Source organism: Pseudohoeflea suaedae, from assembly GCF_004354915.1.
Classification (GTDB): Bacteria; Pseudomonadota; Alphaproteobacteria; order Rhizobiales; family Rhizobiaceae; genus Pseudohoeflea; species Pseudohoeflea suaedae.
Map to the genome: position 1 here is coordinate 181,624 of NZ_SMSI01000001.1, position 23,846 is coordinate 205,469.

The following is a 23,846-nucleotide window of genomic DNA, read 5'->3' on the forward strand; positions in this document are numbered from 1 at the left end:
CTTTTTGACATAGAAGAGAAAACAATGAGCGCACCCCGCACCCTTTACGACAAGATCTGGGACGACCATGTCGTCGACCGCCAGGATGACGGCACCTGCCTGCTCTATATCGACCGCCATCTGGTCCACGAAGTCACCAGCCCGCAGGCTTTCGAAGGCCTTCGCAATGCCAATCGCACCGTCCGCGCACCGGAGAAGACGCTCGCCGTCGTCGACCACAACGTGCCGACCACGCCGGACCGTGTCGAGGGCATCAAGAACCAGGAAAGCCGCATCCAGGTCGAGGCGCTGGCCGCCAACACCGCCGAGTTCGGCGTCGAATACTATTCCGAGAAGGACAAGCGTCAGGGCATCGTCCACATTGTCGGCCCCGAACAGGGCTTCACCCTGCCGGGCATGACGATTGTCTGCGGAGACAGCCACACCTCGACGCATGGTGCATTCGGCGCGCTGGCCCATGGCATCGGCACCTCGGAAGTCGAGCACGTGCTCGCCACCCAGACGCTGATCCAGAAGAAGGCCAGGAACATGCTCGTCCAGGTGGACGGCAAGCTGCCCGAGGGCGTCACCGCCAAGGACATCATCCTGGCCATCATCGGCGAGATCGGCACCGCCGGCGGCACTGGCCACGTCATCGAATTCGCCGGCGAAGCCATCCGCGACCTGACGATGGAAGGCCGCATGACGGTGTGCAACATGACGATCGAAGGCGGCGCCCGTGCCGGCCTAATCGCGCCCGACGAAAAGACCTTCGAATACATCAAGGGCCGTCCCCGCGCGCCCAAGGGCGAGGCCTGGGATCAGGCGGTCGCCTATTGGAAGTCGCTGCACACCGAAGAAGGCGCCCATTTCGACAAGGTGGTCAAGCTCGATGCCGCCAATCTGCCGCCGATCGTGTCCTGGGGCTCCTCGCCAGAGGATGTGATTTCGGTCAACGGCGTCGTGCCCGATCCGGCCGACATGCCCGAGAACAAGCGCGCCTCCAAGCAGCGCGCGCTCGACTATATGGGCCTCAAGCCCGGCACCCCGATCACCGACATTGCGATCGACCGCGTCTTCATCGGGTCGTGCACCAATGGCCGGATCGAGGACCTGCGTGCCGCCGCCAAGGTTATCGAAGGCCGCAAGGTTGCCGCGACCGTCAACGCGATGGTCGTTCCCGGCTCGGGTCTGGTGAAGGAACAGGCTGAAGCCGAGGGGCTCGACAAGATCTTCCTCGCAGCCGGTTTCGAATGGCGCGAACCGGGTTGCTCGATGTGCCTGGCGATGAACGACGACCGCCTGAAGCCGGAAGAGCGTTGCGCCTCGACCTCGAACCGCAATTTCGAGGGCCGCCAGGGCTTCAAGGGCCGGACTCATCTCGTCTCGCCCGCAATGGCCGCCGCTGCGGCCGTCGCCGGTCACTTCGTCGACATCCGCGAGTGGAAATAGGCCGGACGGACGGGACCTGAAAATGGAAACCCCCGGAAGCATCGCTGCCGGGGGTTTTTCTTTGCCTTATGCGGGCCGCAAGGCCGAATGAGCATCGCGGGAGCGATCGCAATTCACCGCATTCGACATGCGTGACTGGATCCGGCCGCTCGTCCGGACAGTCTAGTTGCCCGGGCGGATGATGCAGACACCACCGGACGTGTCGCAGGCGCCTTCGAAGCTTTCCGGGGTCACGCCGAGCACCTTCGGGCCTGCCCGGGTCGGCACTTCGAAAATGCGCATCCCGTCGCCGCCCACGCCATTGCCCTGCGAATAGGTGTAGGTGCCGTTGCCTGGATCTTCCCAGGCCGACCAGCTGCCGGAATAGGTCCCGGCAGGCACGTCGCCGGAGTAGAAATCCTTGCCGTAGCGCTCGTCGCGGCGCTTGCCCCAGTGGTGTTTGTCGGAGCCCCGGCGTCCCCATTCGTCGCGGTCACGCCGGTCGCTGCGGCGGTGCTTCTTCCAGTCGTCACGGTCCCGACCGTGGTGGCCACCCTTGTGGTGATGGCGGTCGCGATCACGCTCGAACTTCCATGTCGGGCCACCATTCGGCGGAAGAGGAACAGCCGATTGCGCGCTTGCATAGGACGGCGCCGCCAACGCCAGCACCGTCAGGGAGATCAGGATCTTCGTTTTCGCCGCTATATACATACTCATTACCCTGCCTTTCAGGCGTGGATTGCGTCGCACAGACGTACTTTAGCAATAACGATTGTCGCTGATAACGGTTCCGCAGCCAAGGCCGGCGGCTATTAGATCGATTTTAACCTTAAGATCGCAGATGGAACAGGCGCGGCAAGCTTGACCGGGCCGCTGATTCGCGAAAAACATGCAGCCCGAAAGCGACAGGAATTCCATGACTGACGACGAAAACATCGACATCGGGCTTCTTCATCTCAATGATGCGCACCAGCTTGCGCCGCTTCTGGCAAGCTATGTGCAATCGCTCAAGCGCGGTGCGCCGCGCCGGCCTGACGAATTTTATGCCGAACAGCTTCTTCAGGATCGTTCGGCCCAGGTCTTCGGCGCCCGGCTCGACGGCGAACTGGTCGGCTTCGTCATGTTCTACGACCTGCCGGATCCGGTGACGGGCATGCGGCAGGGACAGGTGGATCATATCTATGTCAGTCACGCGCGACGCGGTCTCGGCATCGCGCGCGCCATGATCGACATGCTCGCCGACCGCGCGGATACCTATGGCTGGTCGCGATTGATGCTGAATGCCCCGCGCCTGCCCGAGGACGGCCGCAAGCTCTACGAGAAGATCGCATCCGCCGCCGATCACACGAGCTGGCAAATATCCTTCGACCAGACCCAGGCGCCGAAAGGCGCCGGCCGATAAGATTACAACCGGGCGGAGGGGCACCGCCCGGGTCCGTTGCAGCCTGCAGATGCACCCTGCAATATAGGACGAAAGATGTGCCCCCTCTGATGCATCACGACTTTGACGCGGTGCACATAACACACTAAAAGGCCGTCAACGCCCGCGCGTCGTTCATGCGGGCCGGGAAGATCAAAGGGATCCTCATGTCCGAAATGAGCCAGAACCGCCCGCTTTCGCCGCATCTGCAGGTCTACAAGTTCATTCCCACCATGGCGATGTCGATCATCCACCGCATCACCGGCGGCGCGATGTATTTCGGCACCATCCTGGTGGCGTGGTGGCTGATCGCCGCGGCGAGCGGCAAGGAATACTTCGACTGGGTCAACGGGATCTACGGCTCGTGGTTCGGCCTGATCGTTCTGTTCGCCTATACCTGGGTGCTCATTCACCACATGCTCGGCGGCTTGCGCCACTTCATGTGGGACCTCGGCTACGGCTTCGACAAGCACTTCACGACGAAGCTCGCCAAGGCGCTGCCGGTCGCCTCGGTGCTGCTGACCGTCGTCATCTGGCTCATCGTGCTGGCCGTCTAGGAGAACAGATCATGGATATGCGCACACCTCTCGGCAAAGTTCGCGGCCTGGGTTCTGCAAGGGACGGCACGGATACATTCTGGAAACAGCGCATCACGGCGCTCGCCTTCATTCCCCTCGTCATCTTCTTTGTCGTCTTCCTGATCGCCCATGCCGGCGCGCCTTACGAAGAAGTCGTGGGCTCGCTGTCCAACCCCTTCATCGCTGTGCTGCTGGGCCTGATGCTGATTGCCGGCCTCGTGCATATGCGCATCGGCATGCAGGAGATCATCGACGACTACGTCCATGGCGAGAAGACCAAGTTCCTGGCCGTCATGGCCAACACCTTCTTCACGATAATGATCGGCGCACTTTGCCTCTTCGCCGTTCTCAAACTCGGCTTCGGAGGTTGAGCCCCGATGGCAATGAAAAATGAAATGAACGTCAACGGCCGCGCCTACACCATCGTCGACCACGCCTATGACGTGGTGGTGGTGGGTGCCGGCGGCGCCGGTCTGCGCGCCACCCTCGGCATGGCCGAACAGGGCTTCAAGACAGCCTGCATCTCGAAGGTCTTCCCGACCCGCTCGCACACGGTTGCCGCCCAGGGCGGGATTGCGGCCAGCCTGCAGAACATGACGCCCGATTGCTGGCAGTGGCACCTCTATGACACCGTCAAGGGTTCCGACTGGCTCGGCGACGTCGACGCCATGCAGTATCTCGCCCTCGAGGCCCCCAAGGCAGTCTACGAGCTCGAACACTACGGCGTGCCCTTCTCGCGCACCGAGGACGGCCGCATCTACCAGCGCCCCTTCGGCGGGCACATGCAGAATTATGGCGACGGCCCGCCCGTGCAGCGCACTTGCGCCGCCGCCGACCGGACCGGCCATGCCATCCTGCACACGCTCTACGGCCAGTCGCTCCGCAACAACGCGGAATTCTTCATCGAGTATTTCGCCCTCGACCTCATCATGGAGGAGGATGGGCGCTGCACCGGCGTGATCGCCTGGAACCTCGATGACGGCACCATTCACCGCTTTGCCGCAAAGATGGTGGTTCTCGCGACCGGCGGTTACGGCCGCGCCTATTTCTCGGCCACCTCGGCGCACACCTGCACCGGCGACGGAGGCGGCATGATCGCCCGCGCCGGCCTGCCGCTGCAGGACATGGAATTCGTGCAGTTCCACCCGACCGGCATCTACGGCGCCGGCTGCCTGATCACCGAAGGCGCACGCGGCGAAGGCGGCTATCTCGTCAATTCCGAGGGCGAGCGCTTCATGGAGCGCTATGCGCCATCGGCCAAGGATCTCGCATCGCGTGACGTCGTATCGCGCTGCATGACGATGGAAATCCGCGAAGGCCGCGGCGTGGGCAAGAACAAGGACCACATCTTCCTTCACCTCGACCACCTCGACCCGGCCGTTCTCGCCGAGCGCCTTCCGGGCATCTCGGAAAGCGCCAAGATCTTCGCCGGCGTCGACGTGACCCGCGAGCCGATCCCGGTGCTGCCGACCGTCCACTACAACATGGGCGGCATTCCGACGAACTTCTGGGGCGAGGTGCTGAACCCGACCGAAGCCGAACCCGACCGCGTGACCCCGGGCCTGATGGCCGTGGGTGAAGCCGGCTGCGCCTCGGTGCACGGCGCCAACCGTCTGGGCTCCAACTCGCTGATCGACCTCGTGGTCTTCGGCCGCGCCGCCGCCATCCGCGCCGGCGAGGTGATCGACCGCGCGAGCGCCATCCCGCAGATCAATGCGTCGGCGTCCGAGAAGATTCTCGAGCGCTTCGACCGCATCCGCTACGCCGATGGCTCGACGCCGACGGCCGAACTGCGCGAGAAGATGCAGCGCACCATGCAGGAAGACGCAGCCGTCTTCCGCACCCAGGAATCGCTCGAACAAGGCTGCAAGCGCATTTCCGAGCTCTGGACCGAACTTCCCGACGTGAAGGTCACCGACCGTTCGCTGATCTGGAACTCGGACCTGATGGAAACGCTGGAACTCGAGAACCTGATGGCCAACGCCATCACCACCGTCTATTCGGCGGAGGCCCGCAAGGAAAGCCGCGGCGCGCATGCCCGCGAGGATTACAAGGACGGCCCGATGGGCGGCCGCGACGACGAGAACTGGCGCAAGCACACGCTGTCCTGGGTCGATGCGTCCGGCAAGGTTTCGCTCGATTACCGCCCCGTCCACACCGAACTCATCGCCGACGGAATTGATTACGACAAGATCAAGCCAAAGGCGCGCGTCTACTGATGGAAGCGGAAAACCGGAAATACATGATCGTTGACCCCCGGACGGCGAACATCTCCGTGTTCGTCTCCTATCGTCATCGTTTCATGTATTTTCCCGTCCCCAAATGCGGTTCGACCACGATGCGGACCGTTTTGGTCAAGCTATATGGCGAGCAAGGCGTTCAGCCGGAGCAAGACTGGACCGGGACGGGTGCCGCACCCGTCACCGATGCGGCATGGTTTCGGCTCACCGACGCGAATTTGCCGAAGTTCCTCGGCATGCACCAGGGCTTTCGGACCTTCACGATTATTCGCGCGCCCGAAGGCCGCCTGATGTCGAATTACCGATACCGGCTTTATGTCTATGCCCGCTTCTTCGACAAGCTTACCTATTTCAGGGCCGGCATGTTCAAGGCAGCGGCCCGGCTGAAGGGCCAGGATGGCCGCCGGGCGCAAATGGCGAGACTTTGGTCGGCGATTTCGTTTGGCGATTTCGTCCGCGGCCTTCAACGGACCGGCTTGACCTGGGATTTGCACCTGGTGCCCCAGGCCCTGGCCGTTCGCAAGGCAACAGTCCGCTTTACGGACGTGCTCCACCTTGAACAGTTGAACGAGGCGTTGCCGGAGACCCTGCGGGCCTATGGCGTGGAGGATGGCCTGCTTGCCGCGATCTTGCCTCTGCCGAGCCTCAATGCCACGCCGAAAACGGCTCTGGCGATCTCCGAGGAAGACATCGAAGTGATCAAGGATCTCTACTTCCTCGATTATGCGGAATTCGACTTCGGTTCGCAGACGACGGGACGGGTGACGGCCTGATGCCTGAGATGCTTCAAGACGTGCGGGATGTTTGCGCTGCCAAGTCAGGTAAAGAAGCGGCATGCCGCTTCCTGCAGGCCGCGACCGGCGCAACACGGCGCCACCTCTCAAATTATGAGGTTCTATGATGGTTGAACTCACACTTCCAAAGAACTCGGTTGTTTCCGAGGGCAAGACCTGGCCGAAGCCGGACGGCAAGAACGTCCGCGAGTTCAAGGTCTACCGCTGGTCGCCGGACGACGGAAAGAACCCGCGTCTCGACACCTTCTATATCGATCTCGACGATTGCGGACCGATGGTCCTCGACGCGCTCTTGTACATCAAGAACAAGATCGATTCGACGCTGACGCTCCGCCGCTCCTGCCGTGAGGGCATCTGCGGGTCCTGCGCGATGAATATCGACGGGACCAACACGCTTGCCTGCACCAAGGGCATGGACGAGATCGACGGGGCCGTGAAGGTCTATCCGCTGCCGCACATGCCGGTGGTCAAGGACCTGATCCCGGATCTGACGACCTTCTACGCCCAGCACCGCTCGATCGAGCCCTGGCTGCAGACCACCACGCCGGAACCGGCCAAGGAGTGGAAGCAGAGCCATGAGGACCGCTCCAAGCTCGACGGCCTCTACGAGTGCATCCTCTGCGCCTGCTGCTCGACCTCGTGCCCGAGCTACTGGTGGAACGGCGATCGCTATCTCGGCCCCGCCGTGCTGTTGCAGGCCTATCGCTGGCTGATCGACTCGAGAGACGAAGCCACCGGCGAACGCCTCGACAATCTCGAGGACCCGTTCCGCCTCTACCGCTGCCACACCATCATGAACTGCACCCAGGCGTGCCCCAAGGGGCTCAACCCGGCCAAGGCGATTGCGGAAATCAAGAAGATGATGGTGGAACGCAGGGTCTAGCGGCTCGGCCATTCGCGAATATGAAGGGGAGCTCAGGCTCCCCTTTTTTGTTTTTCAGCCTCGATAATCTAATAGCCTCCCATCTTCGGCATAGTTGACCTTCTTCATATCATCCAAAATCGCTTTCAACTTTTCCCGTTGAGATTGATTGCTATCTTTCTCTTCCTTTGCCGCAGAAGGCGCACTTAGGTGCTCTTCAATCATGCTTCGCGTAATGTCCCCGACTGGGTAGTTACGGCTATGGTATTTTCCATCCGACCCCTTCAGCTTTAACCTCATACATTTGGGAAGGCCTAATCCCGCGATAGTTGGACTTTGCCAATTAACTGCCGACCTGCTAGTTGGCAGTCGCCCAGCCAGCACTCTTGCACCCACACCAATAAGAACACTTCTCTCTTCATCACTGAGTCGATCGACGCTTTTATTGAATTCCGCAAAGACCTCGGCAGTCGTAAAAGATCGATTCTGTTGTGTAAGGGTATCGGCTATCTGGGCTAAGCGGCTCTTTACAGCTTTTTTTGCATTCTCAAGTTTCATATTCGCACCCGCGTTTTTTTAAATCGGACAAATATTCTCAACATGCACTGATGTAGAACATATGCGGTTCTTATGGCGAACATTCAAGCAATTTCTAATCCCCACTACCCGCTTTCCGTGCATCGTGATATTTTGCCCGTCTTTTCGAGGGAGGAGTGGGCATGGCGAGCGGCGTGAGCGTTCTGATAGGGACCACCAAGGGAGCCTTTATCATCGATGATGACGGCTCGCGCGGCGGCTGGGCCGTGCGCGGACCCTATTGCGACGGCTGGGTGATCAACCACATCAAGGGCGACCCCGCGTCCGGCACGCTCTGGGCCGGTGGCGGCAGCGAATGGACCGGCGCCGGCATATGGCGATCGACCGATCGCGGCGAGACCTGGACGCTCGTCAAGCTCTCGCGCGGCAGCATGGACGAATGGGCGGCCAATGATGCCGAATTCGCCGAGATGATCGGCTGGTCCGATCCCGGAACCGAGTTCGACGACGTGGTGCAGACGATCTGGTCGATCGCGCCGGGGCCGGGCGTCCTCTGGGCCGGCGGCAAGCCCGGCGCGCTGTTCCGGAGCACCGACGACGGCCTGGCATGGCAGCCGGTCGACAGTTTCAACAAGCATCCGGACCGTGGAAGCTGGAACCCCGGCGGCGCGGGCCTGACGCTGCATACGATCGTGCCCGACTGTACCGACCCGCGGAAAGTCTGGCTGGCGATTTCGGCGGCCGGCGTCTTCGCCTCCGAGGACGGCGGCGAAAGCTGGGAAAGCCGCAACCGTCTCGCCAATGCCGAAGCCTGCGACGGGCACGACCATCCTGCCGGACTGACGGACGGGACGGCGGATGGGGCGACGGGGCTCTGCGTGCACAACATGGTCAAGGCGCCCGGCGAGACCAGCGAGATTCTCTACCAGCAGAACCATCACGGCGTGTATCGCAGCCCGGACGGCGGGCGCAGCTGGCAGGACGTTACGGCCGGCCTGCCCTCGACCTTCGGCTTTCCTGTCTCCGTTCATCCGCGCGATGCCGACACGCTATGGACGCTGCCGCTCAATACCGACTTCCAGCGTTTCCCGATCGACGCCGCGGCGGCCGTCTGGCGCTCGCGCGATGGCGGGGCGAGCTGGGAAGCGCTGCGCGACGGGCTGCCGCAAAAGGGCTGCTATTTCACCGTCCTGCGCCAGGCCATGGCGACGGACCGTCAGGAGCCGGCCGGCGTCTATTTCGGCACCAATAGCGGCTCCGTCTTCGCCAGTTTCGACGAGGGCGACAGGTGGGAGGAAATCGCCCGCCATTTGCCGACGGTCCTGTCCGTGGAGATCATCGAAGTCGCATGAGCCCGCGCTAGCCGGCCACCAGTTCGTTCAACGCGGTTTCGATTTCGGCCGGCTGGCCCTCGATCTCGAGGGTCTTCACGCGGTTCGTCTCGCCCGAGACGATAGCGATTGCGCCCTTGGGGACGCGCAGGCTCTTCGAGAGAAGCGCAATGAGCGCCTTGTTGGCCTTTCCCTTTTCCGGGATCGCCGTCACACGTATCTTGAGATGCGGCTTGCCATCCGCATCTTCGCCAAGACCCGACACCTCGTCGCGACCGGCATTGGGCGTGAGCCGCACCTCGAAACGGATGCGGCCCTCGAGCCTCGTCATCCAGCCGGCTGTCACGCCTAGTAGAGAACGCCGAAGGCGGGCGCGATCGAGGTCCTGAGGAAGGTGCGCAGGAACATGATGATGAGAAGCAGCACGATCGGCGAGATGTCGATGCCGCCGAGATCGGGCAGGATACGCCGGATCGGCCGCAGCGCCGGTTCGGTGACGCGGTAGAGGAATTCGCCGATCATGCCGACAAAGCGGTTATTGGGATTGACGACGTTGAAGGCATAGAGCCACGAGAAGATGGCGCTGGCGATCAGAAGCCAGGAGTAGAGGTTCAGGGCAACGTCGATCGTCACGAAAAGGGCAAACATGTTCGGCTCCGGACTTGGGGGCGGCAAGGCCCCTGAGTTTTGTGACATGTAGCCATTCACTTCCGGTGCGGCAAGCCCGCAAGGCCGGGCTTTGTTGCCGCAAGGCAAATCGCTAGTTGCCGCAAGCCTCGAGCCAGACGTCATTCAGGCCGGTCGGCCTGCACTCGCCCGCGATCAGTTTCTCGATGCGGCTCACACGATCATCGAGTTTCGTATCCGCACCTGAAAGATCGTAGGCGCCCGGCGCGATAAGCACCGCGACCAGCCGCAGAAATTCGTCGCGATCGAGCTCCGGGGGCGCGCGGTCATAGATCGCCTGGCTTGCCGCATGAAACCCGGTGATCCAGCCATCCGGCCCCTCGCCCATCGGCACGGTGGCAAGCCACAGGGCGAGAATCTGCTGCTTGCCCAGCCTCGCCTCCAGTCCCAGCGCATAGCCGGTCTGCCGGATCTTGGCGAAACCCGGCTGGAAAGTCTCGAAGGCGAGGCGTTTGGAGAGCGACTGGGTGATCGTGGTCAACCCCGCGCCCGGCGTGGTCAGGTCCACACCCTTGTGGTTCCCGAAGCCCGGATCCTGCACCTTGATGAGAATGGCGAGCTGGCTCTCCCCGAGCGAGGTGCCGCCCCTGCCATCCTCGATCAGCCGATCGGCTCGCTCGGCAAGAGCGCCGGAATCGGCCAGCGCATCGTAATAGCCCTTTCCGCCGGACCACAGGATCACAGCGAAAAGGAGGAGAATGAGCAGCCCGAGCAGGCGGAGCGAGATCCTCAAAAGCTTTTTCATGCTTGCTGAATTAGCGAGCGTTTATGGCAAAGCCAAGATGAGGCCGCTCGACTTCTCGCCGCAAAGGTGCAAAGACTGCCGCTCTCACCCCGGAACTTTCCCCGATGCCAACATCTCCCGCAGCCGCTCCCGTCGAAGACCGCTTTGCCGCTTTCCGCCACAAGGCCTATGCGCGCTATTTCCTCGCCCGGTTTCTCTCCTACTTCGCTCTGCAGATCGTCATCGTCTCGGTCGGCTGGCAGATCTACGATCTGACCCGCGACCCTTTCGACCTGGGCCTCGTGGGACTGATCCAGTTCGCGCCCGCTCTTCTCCTGATCCTCGTCACCGGTTCGGTGGCCGACCGCTTCAGCCGGCGCGGCATCATTCTCGGCTGTGACCTGGTCGAAGCCGTCAGCGTTCTGGTTCTGCTGCTGATCACCTGGGCGGGGCTCACCTCGCCGCTGCCGATCTTCGCCGTGCTTCTGGTGATGGGCATCGCCCGCGCCTTTCTCGGCCCTGCAGCACAGGCTCTTGCGCCCAACCTCGTGCCGGCGAAGGATCTGCCGAACGCGGTCGCCTGGAATTCCAGCGCCTGGCAGACCGCAGGGGTCGTCGGACCGGTGGTCGGCGGACTTCTCTACGGCCTCGGGCCGCTGGTGCCCTATGTGACCGGCATGGTCTTCCTGCTCATGGCGGCGACGGCGATTTCTCTCGTCCCCGCCCAACCGCACCGGATCAGCCGCGAGAAACAGAATTGGGACAGCCTGATGGCGGGCTTCCGCTACATCCGCCGCGAGCGGGTGGTCTTCGGCGCCATATCGCTCGACATGTTTGCAGTCCTTCTGGGCGGCGCGATTGCGCTGATGCCCGTCTATGCCCGTGACATTCTCGAACTCGGGCCCGTCGGGCTCGGCCTGTTGCGCGCAAGCCCCGGCGTCGGCGCAGTGCTGATGGCCCTCTACCTCGCCTCCCGCCCGATCAAGACCGGTGCCGGCATCAAGATGTTCATCGGTGTCGGACTTTTCGGGCTGGCGACGATTGTCTTCGGGCTTTCCACCAATATGGAGGTTTCGCTTCTGGCACTGGCTTGTCTCGGAGCCGCCGATACGATTTCGGTTTATGTCCGCCAGACGCTGATCCAGCTCTGGACGCCCGACGAACTGCTCGGCCGCGTGAGCGCGGTCAACATGGTCTTCATCGGCGCATCCAACGAGCTGGGCGAGTTTCGCGCCGGCACCATGGCGGCCTTCATCGGTCCCGTTGCCGCCGTCACGCTCGGCGGCGTCGCGGCTGTCGGCGTGGCCGGCCTTTGGGCCTGGATGTTCCCGCAGCTCAGGACCATCCAGACACTCGAACGCGAACGCAAGACGCTGGAGGAAGTCTCGGCGCCCTAAAGCGCGACGCCGAGCGTCTTCACCCAGGCAAGTCCCTCGTCAGTATCCCCGCGCGGCTTGTACTCGCAGCCGATCCGGCCCTCATAGCCGAGCCGCTCGAGTGCGCTGAACACTGTCCGGTAATCGAGATCGCCCTCGTCCGGCTCGGCGCGGCTGTCGACGGCGGCGATCTGGACATGGTGGATGTCGTCGATGAATTCCTCGAGCCGCGGAACCACATCGTCGGCCCCGCCGGTGACGCCGACATGGTAGCAGTCGAACATCACCTTGACGTTCGCCGTGCCCACTGCGCCGATGATCTTCACCGCCTCGGCGATCGTCGAATAGAAATAGCCCGGCTTGTCCCGCTGGTTGATCGGTTCGAGCAATAGCGTCATGTCGGGGGCCGAGGCAGCGGCATGAACGAGATTCCCGACAAGCACGTCGCTGGCCTTCATTCGCGTTTCCGGCGTTACGGTCCCGGCCATCACATGGATCGCCGAGGCCCCCGCCTTGCGCGCGTATTCGAGCGTATTGCGAAACGTGTCGCGAAACTCGTCCTCCCGCCCCGGCTGCGCGGCAAGCCCGAAATCGCCGTTCCCGGCATGTCCGACCGGCGTGTTGAGCCCGAATAGCGCAAGCCCCGCATCATCGAGATGTTTGCGCAGATCCGCGGCCGGCATCTCGTAGGGCCAATGCAGTTCGACAGTCCGGAAGCCTGCCTTTGCGGCCGCCTGCAGCTTCGCGGGCAAGTCGAGCCCGGGCCAGAGAAAACCGAGATTGGCTGAGAATTTCGGCATGCGCTGACCTCTCCGCTACGCCGGCAGGTTGCCGTCCAGCTCATCCTCGATATGGGCGTGGATGATCTCGTCGAACGAGGTCTCGGCCCTGAACCCGAGTTCGGTTGCCCGATGGGCGGCGAACTTCTTCGGCCAGCTTGCGACGATCCGCGCAACGGCTTCGTCCGGTTCCCGGCGAATGAGATCGGCTGCCCTGTCGCCCGCGATCCGCCTGAGCGCCTCGATCGCCTCGCCGACGGTTGCCGAAAGCCCAGGCATCGAAAGCGTGCGTCGGGCGCCGAGCGTTCCGGTATCGAGCTCCGCCGCATGCAGGAGGAAGCCGACGGCCGCGCGCGGGCTGGCGAACCAGTGACGCAGGCTCTCGTCGACCGGCAGGATTGCCGGCTTGCCGGAAAGCGGTTCGCGCAGGATCGAGGAGAAGAAGCTGGAGGCCGCGAGGTTGGGTTTTCCCGGCCTGACGGTGATCGTCGGCAGACGAATACCGATTCCATCGAGAAAGCCGCGACGCGAATAATCGGCCAGCAGCAATTCGCCGATCGCCTTCTGCGTTCCGTAGCTCGTCAGCGGCGCAAGGACGAACGTGTCGTCGATCTCTTCCGGCAACGGCTCGCCGAAGACGGCGATGGACGAGGTGAACACCACCTTCGGACACCAGGCCCGCTTCTCGCCTTCGCGCCGGATCGCCTCGAACAGCGCCCGCGTGCCGTCCATGTTGATGCGATAGCCTTTTTCGAAATCGCTTTCCGCCTCGCCTGAGACGATCGCCGCGAGATGGAAGATGAGATCGGGCCGGGAGGCGACAAGCCGCTCGGCGGCGCCATCGGCCGAAAGATCCGCTGCGATCGCTTCGCCTCCGCCGGAGAAATCCGGCATGTCGGGCGTGACGATATCCACGCCGGTCAACCGCCCGATCGCCTGACCGCCGATTGCGCCCTGTCGAGCCAGAGCGGCCATCAGCTTGCGGCCGATCATGCCCGCAGCTCCAATGATCATGACATGCATGCAAAAATCCTCCTCCCGAAAACTAGCCCAGTCGGAACGAAGGTGTCACGCATGTTTCGGGCTTTTCTTGAATACCCGTCGCCGAGCCGGTCCTAGAGCGAACTGGACGCGATTGTCCGGCCATGCGCAGAGGCCGGGCCGTATACCCGCATGAGGAAGCGGTTGAGCCACTCGAAAAGCGCTGCATCGTGGACAAGGCGGCCGGACAGGTGAGCGGCACCCAGCTGAGCACCCGGCAACTCGAATCGCTGCGCACCGCGGACGGCCCAGCGGTGCATCATCGCCAGCGTCAGTTCCGCATGAAACTGGATGCCCCAGGCGTTCTCGCCGTAGCGGAAGGCCTGGTTGGGATAGGCCTCCGAACAGGCCAGAAGCTCGCCGCCTTCGGGCAGTTCGAAACCCTCGCGATGGAACTGGTAGACCATCGATGGCCAGGTCATCAGCGCGCTGCCGGCTTCGGTGGGATGGATCGGATACCAGCCGATCTCCACATGGCCATCCTCGCGCCCATAGACCTTCGCACCGAGATGCCGCGCGAGGATCTGCGCGCCGAGACAGATCCCGAGATAGGGCTTGCCCGATTTGAGAACCGTTTCCATCCACGCAGTCTCTGTGCGGATACCCTCGATGTCGTCGTCATTGGCGCTCATCGGACCGCCGAAAATCACCGAGCCGGCATGCCGCTCGAGGGAGCTCGGCAGCGGATCGCCCAGAACCGGACGGCGGATATCGAGGTCATAGCCCATCCTGATGAGCACCTGCCCCACCCGGCCGGCGCTGGAACTCTCCTGGTGGAGAACGACGAGAATGCGCGGTTTTTGCCCCAGCGAATGATCGTGACGTGTCACGCGTCCGTTTCCCCCGTTATGCCCCGGCGTTCGGCGACACGTTGACGGGCAAACACCCGGTCGCGGCCATCCACGCCCATCAGGTCGGCAATGCGCCAGACCACGTGGTCCTCGAGCTCGTGCCGCTCGCCATCGGCATAGGCGAGTTCCCACAATAGCTCGATGAAATGGATCTTCTCTTCCGGCTCCAGTTTGCGATTGAGCACGCTGGTGAAGGAATAGAGATCGACGGAATCACGATCCGCCGCCTCGGCCTCCCTCAGAAGATCGCGGATGTCGGCATCTGAATCGGCATAACCCTGCGCAACCAGATCGCGCAGCATTGCGCGCTCGGCGGAGGTCACCTCACCGTCCGCGCCGATCACCGAGAAGAAGAGGGCCACGGCGGCGACATCGGCATTGTCACGGGGGGATTTGCTGCGGCTCTCTCCTTCCGAGAGGCCGTTGATGAAGTCACGAAGTATATCGAACATGCGGCGGGCCTTGTCCCGGTTCCGGCTAGAACAGCCGGAACCTCTGTTTCGTCTCGGGTTCGGCAGTCTCGTCGATTCCCGGATCGTCCGGAAGATGCTTGAGGAAGGCGTGGTCCTCCTCCTGCGCCTTTCCGGGCTCTTGATTGCTTTTCGCGCCGGAAGGCACGGGCTTGTCCTGCGATATAGGTACCCGCTCGGCGGTTTCGACCTTTTTCGCCTTCTCATCCGGCATGGCGGCCTTTTTGTCCGCGGCAGGTGTTTTAGCGACGGCAGCCGTCACGTTCGTCGCCGGCCTGGCGGTCTCCTCGATGCCGAGGCCGGATGCCTTCGGCTCCGGCGCACCGGTCAGCGGGGTCACCTTGGCAGGCTCACCGGCCGTCGCAGGTTCCCGCTTCGGCTCGCTCGGCTTCACCGCCACCCGTGACGGCCTGGGCTTTTCCGTGCTGACCGGCTCGGCTTCGATGACAGGTGTAACCGCCTCGACGATTTCGTCATCGCTTTCGTCGAGATCGTCATGGTCTTCTTCCGCGGCAAGCGGCGGCAGGCTGGCGATCGCCTTGTCGGCGGGCGCGGATCCTTCCTCGCGATTATCGATGGTGCCGCCGATACGCGCGACCGGAACCTTCCATTCGAAGGCGTCGAGCCTGCCGGTAACCGGTGAAACGGGCTCCCACTCCTCCGAGACGAGGCCGTCGGTCGTCCAGGCCGGATCGCGTGGCGCGCGTAGCGCCGCCGAGAGCCAGTGCCGGACACGGCCCTGGTCGCCAGTTTCTGCCTCCTCGATATCGGCGAGGAGCAGATAGATCCCTTCCCGTGGCGCGAGCCGGGACGCCGCCTCCGCCTTTTCCCGCGCCAGTTCGAAGCGGCGCGCATCGAGCGCTGCCCGGGCCACCGCATAGAACGATTCGGCATTGTTGGGACGCAGCTGTTCGAGCTTCTGCGCCCGCTTCAGCTTGTCGTTGGGCGTATCGCCGAGCCGTGCATTCACATAGGCTTCGGCAATGTCGGGATGCTGTTCGGCGCGCCAGGCGGATTCGAGAAGCTTGGCGCCGCGCCGCGTCTTGTCCTCCCGGAACAGCGCCTGCGCGGCGATGAGGGCTGCCGGCACGAAGTCCGGCTCGAGCTTGAGCGCGGCCAGTGCATCGATGCGCGCGGCCGCCGGATCGGCTTCCGCCTTGTCCTTGGCACGCGCGGTCAGAAGCACCGCGCGCTTACGGCTCACTTCGTTCTTCGGATACATTCCGGCAAGACGCTGCTTGTCGAGAAGCGAAAGGGCCGCGTTCCAGTCGCCTTCCACCGTCCGGTTGGAGAGTGCCGCTTCGCCCGCCCAGGGTAGTTGCGGCGCCTGTTCGGCCGCCACATCGGCATAGTGACGGGCAGCTTCGTCGGCACCCTGGCGGCGGGCTTCGAGGTAAAGGCCGCGCAGGCCCAGAAGACGCGTCTCGGGATCTTCCGCGAGATCCTCGAACATCTTGCGGGCCTCGTCGTTGCGGCCTTCGATCAGCGCGGTCTGCACCTCCAGAAGGTGGATCAGAGGCTCCTGATCGGCATTCAGGAAGCTCTTAGTGCGCTTGGTCATCTTGTGTGCGGTCGGCGCGTCGCCCGCCCCTGCGGCGATCAGGCCCGTCGAAAGCGCCTGATAGCCGCGATCCCTGCGCGAGGCGCGGAAATAGCGGCGGATCATGTGCGGGGAGGTCCAGATCACCTTGACGATCCACCACAGGATCATCACCGCGGCAACAATCGACACGATGGCCGCCACCGCGGTCATCAGCGACATCTCGATCTGGTTGCCGTCCACGTTGAGCGTCAGGTCGCCCGGATGATCGGCCACCCAGGCGAAACCGAAGGCCAGCGCCAAGACGAGAACGACGAAGAAGAGGATCTTGATCATGGTGTTCTCTCCTTATTCGCTCTGCGCCGGCATATCGCCGGACATTTCGCCACTGCCTGACGATCCACCCGCAGTGTTCTCGGCCGGCGCTTCCGCATCCGGCGCGGTCTCCCCTGTCGCATCCGGAGATGCGGCCTCATCCGCAGGCGCGGGGGCAATCTCGGGCTGGCTCTGTGCAACCGCCGGAAGCTGAACGTCCGTCAGGAGCTTCTCCACCTCCGCACGGGCCTTGAGGCCCTGGCCGAACGCGGGTGCCGCATCCCTGGCCTTTTCAGGAAGGGCATCCCATTCGGCGACGGCCGCATCGAGATTGCCGTTCTTCAGCTGATATTCGAGCCGCGCGGCGATCGCTTCGGTGCTGTCGCCCTCCACATCACCGACCTTGCGGACCGTGACCATGGATTTCGCGCTCGCTGCCAGTCGGTCGAGGATTCCGGCATTCTCGGAAACCGGGTCCATCGCCGCGATCATCTCTTTGGCGGCATCGGGGAACCGTTCCACGAGTTCGCCCTGCGTCGGCACTCCGGAGGCGGCGAATTCGCGCAGCCTGCCGATCGCCGGATTGTCCGGCGCGACCGAAGCGAAGGCTTCGAGTTCAGGCGCGAAGGAACCGCCGCGATCGACCGCCGATTTCAGGCCTGAAACGGCGATCGCCTTGGCCATCTCGAGCTCGCGCCCGGGGTCCTCGATGGCCTGCTCGGCCTTCGCGAGCCTGTCGCCGAGAGACGCTGACAGATCGGACTGGCCTTTCTCGATACCATCGATGCGCCCGTTCAACGCGCCGAGCCGGGTCTGCAGATCGGCAACATTCCCCGACATGTCGTCCACACGGCCCGAAAGTCCGGCGATCTCCTCGCGGATACCTGCCGCATCTCCGCCCGCCGCACCGGTCAGACCGTCGACCTTTTCGGAAATCTGGTCCAGCCGGCTGGAGAGTTCGCTCAGCGCGGAGCCGGCATCCGTCGTCCCGGCGCCGGCTTCGAGCGCATCGAGCCGGCTCGTGATATCGGAATTGTCGGTCGCACCCGGTACCGCGGCCACGCTTGTACGCAAGTCGTCGAGGCTCGCACGGAGCGTCGAAATCTCGTTTTCCAGCGATGCCGTTTCGGTCCCGCCGGACGATCCGCCGGGAGCGGGAAGCATGTTGACAGCCTGCAGGCCGAACAGCGCAACGACGCCGAGGGCCGCACCGACCACGCCCCCGACGAAAGCTCCTCCGGAGCGGCCGCCGGACGAACCCGAGGTTTTCCCGGATGAGCTGGCCGACGCCCTGGTGTCGTCGCCGGTCGTCGACGCGGAGGCGGTACCCGGCACGGATGTCGACTTTGCGCCGGCGGAGGCCGCCGCAGCCGAAGAGGCCGACCCCATCGCCGAGGCGGTGGTCGGCTTGCCGTCGAAGCTCGACGTGTCATGCCCGGGCGACGATTTTCCTGCCTGACCCGTCTGGGATGCTGCAAGCCCGCTGGCTGCCGTGGCGCCGGCACCTGTCCTTGCATCTTGCGACTTCGGGGCGTCCCTTTTCACATCTGTCGCCGAAGCCGCACCGAGCCCGCTCGCAGCGCTTTTGTCGACACTGCCGCGCTTGGCATCCTCCGGCTTGCCGGGGTTCTCGCCCTTCGGCGCCGCGCTGCGGTCATCCGAGGAAGGGGGCGTCTGCGGAGCGGTTGCGGAAACCTCGTCCTTGCCGTCGCTTCCCTCTTCGGCGCGGGTCACGTTTTCCGCCTCGAGATCGATGGTGACCGGCTTGGACTTTTTAGAATGGCGCGGCGTGGTCGGCTTGGTCATGAAATCTCCAGGTAGGCGAGCGTCTCGCGAATTGGGAACATGGCCCTTAAATCAGCGCAGTGAACCCAAGGTTTCAAGGAGGGCCGCCTCGTTGGGAGCCTCGGCAATTCGTATGCCATCGCCGAGCGATCGGGGACACGCTGCGGCAACATCTGCCGAAAGACAGCTGACGATCGTGCCACCTGCCGGAGAGTCAAGGGTTTGCGCGGCGACAAGCTCGAAAAAGCGGCGCGCCGCCTTTGGCGAATAGAGCAGGACGGCGTCAGGGAGTGGCGTGATTTTAACCGAAAGCACAAAGTCAGTCGTATAACTTATTTCTTCCATCCGGTACACGCACAGGGCCTCGACGGGAATGCCGGCCTTCGCCAGTCCCTCCTCGAGGTCCCGGCGGCGATCGTCGGTCGTGAGGTAGAGAACAGGTGCGCCTTCCGGTGCTGCGAGCACGCCGGAGGCTGCTTCCCCGGCGATCAGTTCCGCGAGGTCACGGCCGGAACCGGAACCGGCGCGGACAGTCTCGTAGCCGGCCCCGCGCGCCGCTTGAGCGGTGGCCGCACCGACCGTATAGACCGGTCGACCGGCGGCGGCGAAACGGTTCCCGACGGCCTTCACCGCATTGGCGGATGTGAAGACCAGCGCCGGCCAGGGCCGCCCCGTGAATCCGGGCTCCGGTTCGAGAAGCCTGGTTTCATACAGCGGCAGGAGCACCGGCTCGTGACCGAGCGCCACCAGCCGTTCTGCGGTGCGATACGCCGCGGGCTCCGGGCGGGTTACGAGCACCCGCATTGCTTCAGACCCAGCTTTCGAAGAAACCGGCGCCGGCACGGGCGCGGACGTCCTCGCCGGCCTTGTGACCGATGGTGACCGCATCCTCTGCCATGCCGTCGAGGCGGACCTCGTGCACGGTCACGCCGTCCGGTGTCAGCACCATGCCGTGGAAGCTCAGCGCTGCACCACCGATCTTCGCATGGGCGGCGATCGGCGTCCGGCAGGATCCGTCGAGAACCGCGAGAAATGCGCGCTCGCAGGCAAGGGCCGTGGCTGAAGCGGCATGGTTGATCGGCTCGAGGAAGTCGCGGATGCGCCTGTCATCGAGCCGCGTTTCGATGCAGATGATGCCCTGCCCCGGCGCGGGGGGAAAATCCTCCGGGTCGATCACCGCGGTGGCGATCTCCGGCCGGCCCAGTCGCCGCAGGCCCGCATAGGCGAGAAGCGTCGCATCCGCCTGCCCTTCGGATAGTTTGCGCAGCCGGGTTTCCACCTGGCCGCGGAAGCCGACCACGGTGATGTCCGGACGAAGCCGCTTGACCAGCGCCTGCCGCCGCAGCGACGACGTGCCGACAACTGCATTGTCGGGCAGTTCGGCAAGCGTCGGGGCCGCCTTGCCGATGAAGGCGTCGCGCACGTCTTCCCGTTCGAGGGCGGCCACGATGCCCAGGCCGTCCGGCAGGCCGGTCGCCATGTCCTTGGAGGAATGGACCGCGAAATCCAGCCGGCCGTCCGCCAGCTGCTCTTCCAGCTCGAAGGTGAAAAGTCCCTTGCCGCCGATTTCCGAGAGCGACCTGTCGATGATCCGGTCGCCCTGGGTCGACAGTACCACGATCTCGAAATCCTCCTCGGCCAGGCCGTGCGCCTTCATCAGAAGATCGCGCGTTTCATGGGCCTGGGCCAGCGCCAGCGGACTGCCCCTCGTGCCGATCCGGTAAGGTTTCATTTGCATGCTATCCTGTCGGTTGCTACCTGCAGGAGACGTAAAGCGCTTGGCGATCCGGCGCAACTCCGTGGAGCGGACAGAAGAAGATGACGCACCCCGAAACCTCCATTCGCGGGCCCGAAACCACCATCCTCGGAATTGAGACGAGCTGCGACGAAACCGCCGCCTCGGTGGTTCTACGCCGCCCGGACGGAACGGGCGACATTCTCTCCAGTGTCGTCTTCAGCCAGCTGGAGGAACACGCGGCCTATGGTGGCGTGGTGCCGGAAATTGCCGCCCGCGCCCATGTTTCCGTGCTTGATTCGCTGGTTGCGGCCGCGCTGTCGGACGCCGGCAGGACGCTCGATGACATGGACGCCATCGCGGCCACGTCAGGGCCGGGCCTGATCGGCGGACTGATGGTCGGGCTGATGACCGCAAAGGCCCTCGCGCAGGTCACCGGCAAGCCGCTTTATGCGGTCAATCATCTCGAAGGCCACGCGCTCACCGCCCGCCTCACCGACAATCTCGACTTTCCCTATCTGTTGCTTCTCGTCTCCGGCGGCCATACGCAGATCGCACTGGTCAGGGGGGTCGACGAATACGAGCGCTGGGGCACCACCATCGACGACGCCCTGGGCGAGGCCTTCGACAAGACAGCCAAGCTTCTTGGCCTGCCCTATCCCGGCGGCCCGGCCGTCGAAAAGGCGGCCGGCGGCGGCGACCCCAAACGCTTCCGCCTGCCGGTCCCGCTCAAGGGCACGCCGGATCCCGACTTCTCCTTTTCCGGCCTGAAGACGGCCGTCCGCCAGCTCGCCGAAGCCCAGGCGCCGGTGTCCGACCAGACGATTTGCGATATCTGCGCGAGCTTTCAGCGCGCGGTCTGCCTGAGCCTGGCCGACCGGCTCGATATCGCCTTCTCCCGTTTCTCGGAACGGTTTCCCGCAACAGCCGACAGGGCACTGGTCATTGCCGGCGGCGTGGCCGCCAACAAGGCCTTGCGCAGCACCTTGGCCGAGGCTGCGGAGAAACACGGGTTCCGCCTCGTGGCACCACCCCTGGAACTCTGCACCGACAATGCGGCAATGATCGCCTGGGCTGCAGCCGAACGGCGTGCCGCCGGTATCGAAGGCGATCCGCTCGACACGGCACCGCGCTCGCGCTGGCCGCTCGACCGACAGGCGGAAACTGTGGTGGGCTCCGGCAAGCGCGGCGCGAAAGTATGACGATGACGGACAGAACCAACTCGATCGGAATCATCGGCGCCGGCGCCTTCGGCACCGCGCTCGGCTGCGTGCTGGCGGACCGGAACGCACCCGTCACCCTGTACGGCCGCGATCCCGGGCTGATGGCAGAGATGGCGGCACGCCGCACCAATCCGCGGCTGCCCTCCGTGACCCTGCCGGATGGCCTCGTGCCCTCGGCCGATGACAGCACGATCCATACGCACGGCACGGTGCTTTTTGCCGTTCCCTCCGCCGCGCAGGCCGAAACCGCGACCAGGCTCGCCCCGCATCTGGCGTCTGCGGCAGCCATCGTGATGTGCGCCAAGGGGCTCGACCGCGAGACCGGCCACACGATCACCGATGCGCTTGCCGATCGCCTGCCCGGTCATGTCATCTCGGTCCTCTCCGGTCCCGGCTTTGCCGCCGACATCGCCTCCGGCCTGCCGACGGCCATGACCCTGGCGGCCAGCGGCCAGACCGACGCGGACCGCATAGCAGCCACGCTCTCGCGAAAGGCATTCCGGCTCTATGCCAGCGACGACATGACAGGCGTGCAGCTCGGCGGCGCGCTCAAGAACGTCCTGGCGATTGCCGCGGGCATCGTGATCGGTGCCGGCCTGGGGGAAAGCGCGCGGGCAGCGCTGATTGCCCGGGGTCTGGCCGAACTCACCCGCTTTGTCGTCGCGAACGGCGGCCGGCCGGAAACCGCAGCCGGGCTTTCCGGTCTCGGCGATCTGGTGCTCACAGCCACCAGCGCGCAATCGCGCAACTACCGCTTCGGCCTGGCCGTCGGCGGTGGCCAGTCTCCCTCCGAACTTTCCGGCGAAGGCCAGCCGCTTGTCGAAGGCGCCAATGCGGCGGTCACGGCGGCGAAGGCGGCGGCGGCGCTGCATGTGCCGATGCCGGTCACGGAAGCGGTAGCGGCGGTGGTGACCGGAAAGGAAGATGTGGCGACCGTCGTCGACCGCCTGCTGTCGCGCCCCTTGCGCTCCGAAACCGCTTGAGTCTAAACCGCCTCGTCGATTGCCAAAAGAAACTGGAGTTCCCCATGGCCTACTGGCTGTTCAAATCCGAACCTTTCAAATGGTCCTGGGACATGCAGAAGGCCAGAGGCGAAAAAGGCGAGCAGTGGGACGGTGTGCGCAATTACCAGGCGCGCAACAACATGCGGGCCATGAAACTCGGCGACAAGGGCTTCTTCTACCACTCCAACGAGGGGCTGGAGGTCGTCGGCATCGTCGAGGTCTGCAAGCTCGCCCATCCCGACAGCACCACCGATGACGAGCGCTGGGAGTGCGTCGACATCAAGGCGGTGACCGACATGCCGAAGCCAGTCACGCTCAAGGACGTCAAGGCCAACCCGAAGCTCGAAAACATGTCGCTCGTTACCTCCATGCGGCTCTCGGTGCAGCCGGTGACCGAGGACGAGTATCTCGAAGTCTGCCGCATGGGTGGCCTCGACAACCCGCCGCGCTCCGGCGCGTGACACCGGTCCGGGTCTGTCGGAGATGAAGACCGCGCCGGCCGATTTCATCCGCATGAACACGTCGATCTCGGCGCCACCGCATGTGCCGGAGATTTACCTTCATCTCGCCGACGAAGCCCATGACCTCTGGCACAGGACCGAGGAGGAACTGGGCGAGATAGGACTGCCGCCGCCCTTCTGGGCCTTTGCCTGGGCGGGTGGTCAGGGGCTCGCGCGCCATATTCTCGCTCACCCGGATCTTGTGAGCGGCAAGTCGGTCCTGGACTTCGCATGCGGTTCCGGCCTCGTCGCCATCGCCGCGGCGAAGGCCGGCGCGAAACACGTCGAGGCGGTCGACATCGATCCCTGGGCGATCGCGGCGACCGGGCTGAATGCCGCCGTCAACGAGGTCGGCGGCACGATCTCGGTCTCCGGCCGCAACGTCGTCGGCACCGAAGGTTCCTGGGATGTCGTGCTTGCCGGCGACGTCTTCTACGATGCGGAGATGACCGGCATGATCGCGCCCTGGTTCGAAAGCCTGGCCCGCAATGGCACCCGCGTTCTCGTCGGTGATCCCGGCCGCGCCTACCGCCCGAAGACCGGCTTTATCGAGCGGGCGGTCTATTCGGTCCCCGTGACCCGGGTGCTGGAGGACAGCGAGGTCAAGCGCACCGCCGTGCTCGAATGTGTTCCCGACTGAGCGT

General features: G+C 64.1%; 26 protein-coding genes. 13 read left to right on the forward strand and 13 right to left on the reverse strand.

Going from position 1 to position 23,846, the window contains the following annotated elements:
- Nucleotides 1-24 precede the first annotated feature (24 nt).
- Nucleotides 25-1,431 carry a 3-isopropylmalate dehydratase large subunit gene (gene leuC, locus E2A64_RS00875; protein WP_133282567.1) on the forward strand — a complete coding sequence of 469 codons (1,407 nt, stop codon included), beginning with the start codon at nt 25-27 and terminating at the stop codon, nt 1,429-1,431.
- 162 nt (nt 1,432-1,593) lie between these two features.
- Here the strand turns inward: leuC and E2A64_RS17945 are convergent, their stop codons facing one another.
- Nucleotides 1,594-2,127, reverse strand: a complete 534-nt coding sequence (locus tag E2A64_RS17945) for a hypothetical protein (protein WP_194086910.1) — start codon at nt 2,125-2,127, stop codon at nt 1,594-1,596.
- A gap of 199 nt (nt 2,128-2,326) precedes the next feature.
- Here E2A64_RS17945 and E2A64_RS00885 point away from each other — a divergent pair, with 199 nt between their 5' ends.
- The 6 genes from E2A64_RS00885 to E2A64_RS00910 all read left to right on the forward strand — a co-directional run bounded on the left by E2A64_RS00885 (nt 2,327) and on the right by E2A64_RS00910 (nt 7,325).
- The gene (locus E2A64_RS00885) at nt 2,327-2,812 is read left to right on the forward strand and encodes a GNAT family N-acetyltransferase (RefSeq protein WP_133282568.1); all 486 of its coding nucleotides are present in this window, start codon (nt 2,327-2,329) and stop codon (nt 2,810-2,812) included.
- 185 nt (nt 2,813-2,997) lie between these two features.
- On the forward strand, nt 2,998-3,387 hold the full coding sequence (gene sdhC / locus E2A64_RS00890; protein WP_133282569.1) for a succinate dehydrogenase, cytochrome b556 subunit: 390 nt from the start codon (nt 2,998-3,000) through the stop codon (nt 3,385-3,387).
- A gap of 11 nt (nt 3,388-3,398) precedes the next feature.
- Nucleotides 3,399-3,779 carry a succinate dehydrogenase, hydrophobic membrane anchor protein gene (gene sdhD / locus E2A64_RS00895; RefSeq protein ID WP_133282570.1) on the forward strand — a complete coding sequence of 127 codons (381 nt, stop codon included), beginning with the start codon at nt 3,399-3,401 and terminating at the stop codon, nt 3,777-3,779.
- A gap of 6 nt (nt 3,780-3,785) precedes the next feature.
- On the forward strand, nt 3,786-5,627 hold the full coding sequence (gene sdhA / locus E2A64_RS00900) for a succinate dehydrogenase flavoprotein subunit (RefSeq protein WP_133282571.1): 1,842 nt from the start codon (nt 3,786-3,788) through the stop codon (nt 5,625-5,627).
- 23 nt (nt 5,628-5,650) lie between these two features.
- Nucleotides 5,651-6,421 carry a sulfotransferase family 2 domain-containing protein gene (locus E2A64_RS00905; protein ID WP_158285655.1) on the forward strand — a complete coding sequence of 257 codons (771 nt, stop codon included), beginning with the start codon at nt 5,651-5,653 and terminating at the stop codon, nt 6,419-6,421.
- A 127-nt stretch (nt 6,422-6,548) separates the two neighbouring features.
- Complete coding sequence (locus E2A64_RS00910; RefSeq protein ID WP_133284194.1) at nt 6,549-7,325, forward strand: succinate dehydrogenase iron-sulfur subunit; 777 nt, start codon at nt 6,549-6,551, stop codon at nt 7,323-7,325.
- 54 nt (nt 7,326-7,379) lie between these two features.
- On the opposite strand, the gene E2A64_RS00915 is transcribed toward E2A64_RS00910, so the two are convergent.
- On the reverse strand, nt 7,380-7,862 hold the full coding sequence (locus E2A64_RS00915; RefSeq protein ID WP_133282573.1) for a hypothetical protein: 483 nt from the start codon (nt 7,860-7,862) through the stop codon (nt 7,380-7,382).
- 161 nt (nt 7,863-8,023) lie between these two features.
- Here E2A64_RS00915 and E2A64_RS00920 point away from each other — a divergent pair, with 161 nt between their 5' ends.
- Complete coding sequence (locus E2A64_RS00920) at nt 8,024-9,193, forward strand: beta propeller repeat protein (protein WP_133282574.1); 1,170 nt, start codon at nt 8,024-8,026, stop codon at nt 9,191-9,193.
- Nucleotides 9,194-9,200: 7 nt separating this feature from the next.
- On the opposite strand, the gene E2A64_RS00925 is transcribed toward E2A64_RS00920, so the two are convergent.
- The 3 genes from E2A64_RS00925 to E2A64_RS00935 form a co-directional block, all read right to left on the reverse strand.
- Entirely contained in the window at nt 9,201-9,503 is a 303-nt protein-coding gene (locus tag E2A64_RS00925) for a DUF167 family protein (protein WP_133282575.1), read from the reverse strand.
- Nucleotides 9,504-9,520: 17 nt separating this feature from the next.
- Nucleotides 9,521-9,820 (reverse strand): YggT family protein, encoded by a 300-nt coding sequence (locus tag E2A64_RS00930; protein WP_133282576.1) that lies wholly within the window; start codon nt 9,818-9,820, stop codon nt 9,521-9,523.
- Between the two features lie 112 nt (nt 9,821-9,932).
- Nucleotides 9,933-10,604, reverse strand: coding sequence for a transglycosylase domain-containing protein (locus E2A64_RS00935; RefSeq protein ID WP_133282577.1), 672 nt, complete (start codon nt 10,602-10,604; stop codon nt 9,933-9,935).
- Nucleotides 10,605-10,708: 104 nt separating this feature from the next.
- Here E2A64_RS00935 and E2A64_RS00940 point away from each other — a divergent pair, with 104 nt between their 5' ends.
- On the forward strand, nt 10,709-11,980 hold the full coding sequence (locus tag E2A64_RS00940) for an MFS transporter (protein ID WP_133282578.1): 1,272 nt from the start codon (nt 10,709-10,711) through the stop codon (nt 11,978-11,980).
- Here the strand turns inward: E2A64_RS00940 and E2A64_RS00945 are convergent.
- The 8 genes from E2A64_RS00945 to hemC all read right to left on the reverse strand — a co-directional run bounded on the left by E2A64_RS00945 (nt 11,977) and on the right by hemC (nt 20,478).
- A complete protein-coding gene (locus tag E2A64_RS00945) occupies nt 11,977-12,759 on the reverse strand; it encodes a hydroxypyruvate isomerase family protein (RefSeq protein WP_133282579.1) in 783 nt (260 codons plus the stop codon). The two genes, E2A64_RS00940 and E2A64_RS00945, sit on opposite strands and share 4 nt — an antisense overlap.
- 15 nt (nt 12,760-12,774) lie before the next feature.
- Nucleotides 12,775-13,761 carry a D-erythronate dehydrogenase gene (denD, locus tag E2A64_RS00950; protein ID WP_133282580.1) on the reverse strand — a complete coding sequence of 329 codons (987 nt, stop codon included), beginning with the start codon at nt 13,759-13,761 and terminating at the stop codon, nt 12,775-12,777.
- A gap of 92 nt (nt 13,762-13,853) precedes the next feature.
- A complete protein-coding gene (locus E2A64_RS00955; protein WP_133282581.1) occupies nt 13,854-14,609 on the reverse strand; it encodes a glutamine amidotransferase in 756 nt (251 codons plus the stop codon).
- Nucleotides 14,606-15,082, reverse strand: coding sequence for a tellurite resistance TerB family protein (locus E2A64_RS00960; RefSeq protein ID WP_133282582.1), 477 nt, complete (start codon nt 15,080-15,082; stop codon nt 14,606-14,608). Before E2A64_RS00960 ends, E2A64_RS00955 begins: the two co-directional genes overlap by 4 nt.
- Before the next feature lie 25 nt (nt 15,083-15,107).
- Entirely contained in the window at nt 15,108-16,976 is a 1,869-nt protein-coding gene (locus E2A64_RS00965; RefSeq protein WP_133282583.1) for a heme biosynthesis protein HemY, read from the reverse strand.
- Between the two features lie 12 nt (nt 16,977-16,988).
- Nucleotides 16,989-18,761: a mitofilin family membrane protein gene (locus E2A64_RS00970; protein WP_133282584.1), complete on the reverse strand. Its 1,773-nt coding sequence runs from the start codon at nt 18,759-18,761 to the stop codon at nt 16,989-16,991.
- 51 nt (nt 18,762-18,812) lie between these two features.
- Nucleotides 18,813-19,544, reverse strand: a complete 732-nt coding sequence (locus E2A64_RS00975; RefSeq protein ID WP_158285656.1) for a uroporphyrinogen-III synthase — start codon at nt 19,542-19,544, stop codon at nt 18,813-18,815.
- A gap of 4 nt (nt 19,545-19,548) precedes the next feature.
- Nucleotides 19,549-20,478 (reverse strand): hydroxymethylbilane synthase, encoded by a 930-nt coding sequence (hemC, locus tag E2A64_RS00980; protein ID WP_133282586.1) that lies wholly within the window; start codon nt 20,476-20,478, stop codon nt 19,549-19,551.
- A gap of 80 nt (nt 20,479-20,558) precedes the next feature.
- Between hemC and tsaD the strand changes: the two genes are divergently transcribed.
- The 4 genes from tsaD to E2A64_RS01000 are packed head-to-tail and all read left to right on the forward strand — an operon-like array spanning nt 20,559 to nt 23,842.
- A complete protein-coding gene (gene tsaD / locus E2A64_RS00985; protein ID WP_133282587.1) occupies nt 20,559-21,677 on the forward strand; it encodes a tRNA (adenosine(37)-N6)-threonylcarbamoyltransferase complex transferase subunit TsaD in 1,119 nt (372 codons plus the stop codon).
- A 2-nt stretch (nt 21,678-21,679) separates the two neighbouring features.
- On the forward strand, nt 21,680-22,681 hold the full coding sequence (locus E2A64_RS00990) for an NAD(P)H-dependent glycerol-3-phosphate dehydrogenase (RefSeq protein ID WP_133282588.1): 1,002 nt from the start codon (nt 21,680-21,682) through the stop codon (nt 22,679-22,681).
- 44 nt (nt 22,682-22,725) lie between these two features.
- A complete protein-coding gene (locus tag E2A64_RS00995) occupies nt 22,726-23,163 on the forward strand; it encodes an EVE domain-containing protein (protein WP_133282589.1) in 438 nt (145 codons plus the stop codon).
- 22 nt (nt 23,164-23,185) lie between these two features.
- On the forward strand, nt 23,186-23,842 hold the full coding sequence (locus tag E2A64_RS01000) for a class I SAM-dependent methyltransferase (protein ID WP_133284195.1): 657 nt from the start codon (nt 23,186-23,188) through the stop codon (nt 23,840-23,842).
- The last annotated feature ends 4 nt before the right edge of the window (nt 23,843-23,846 follow it).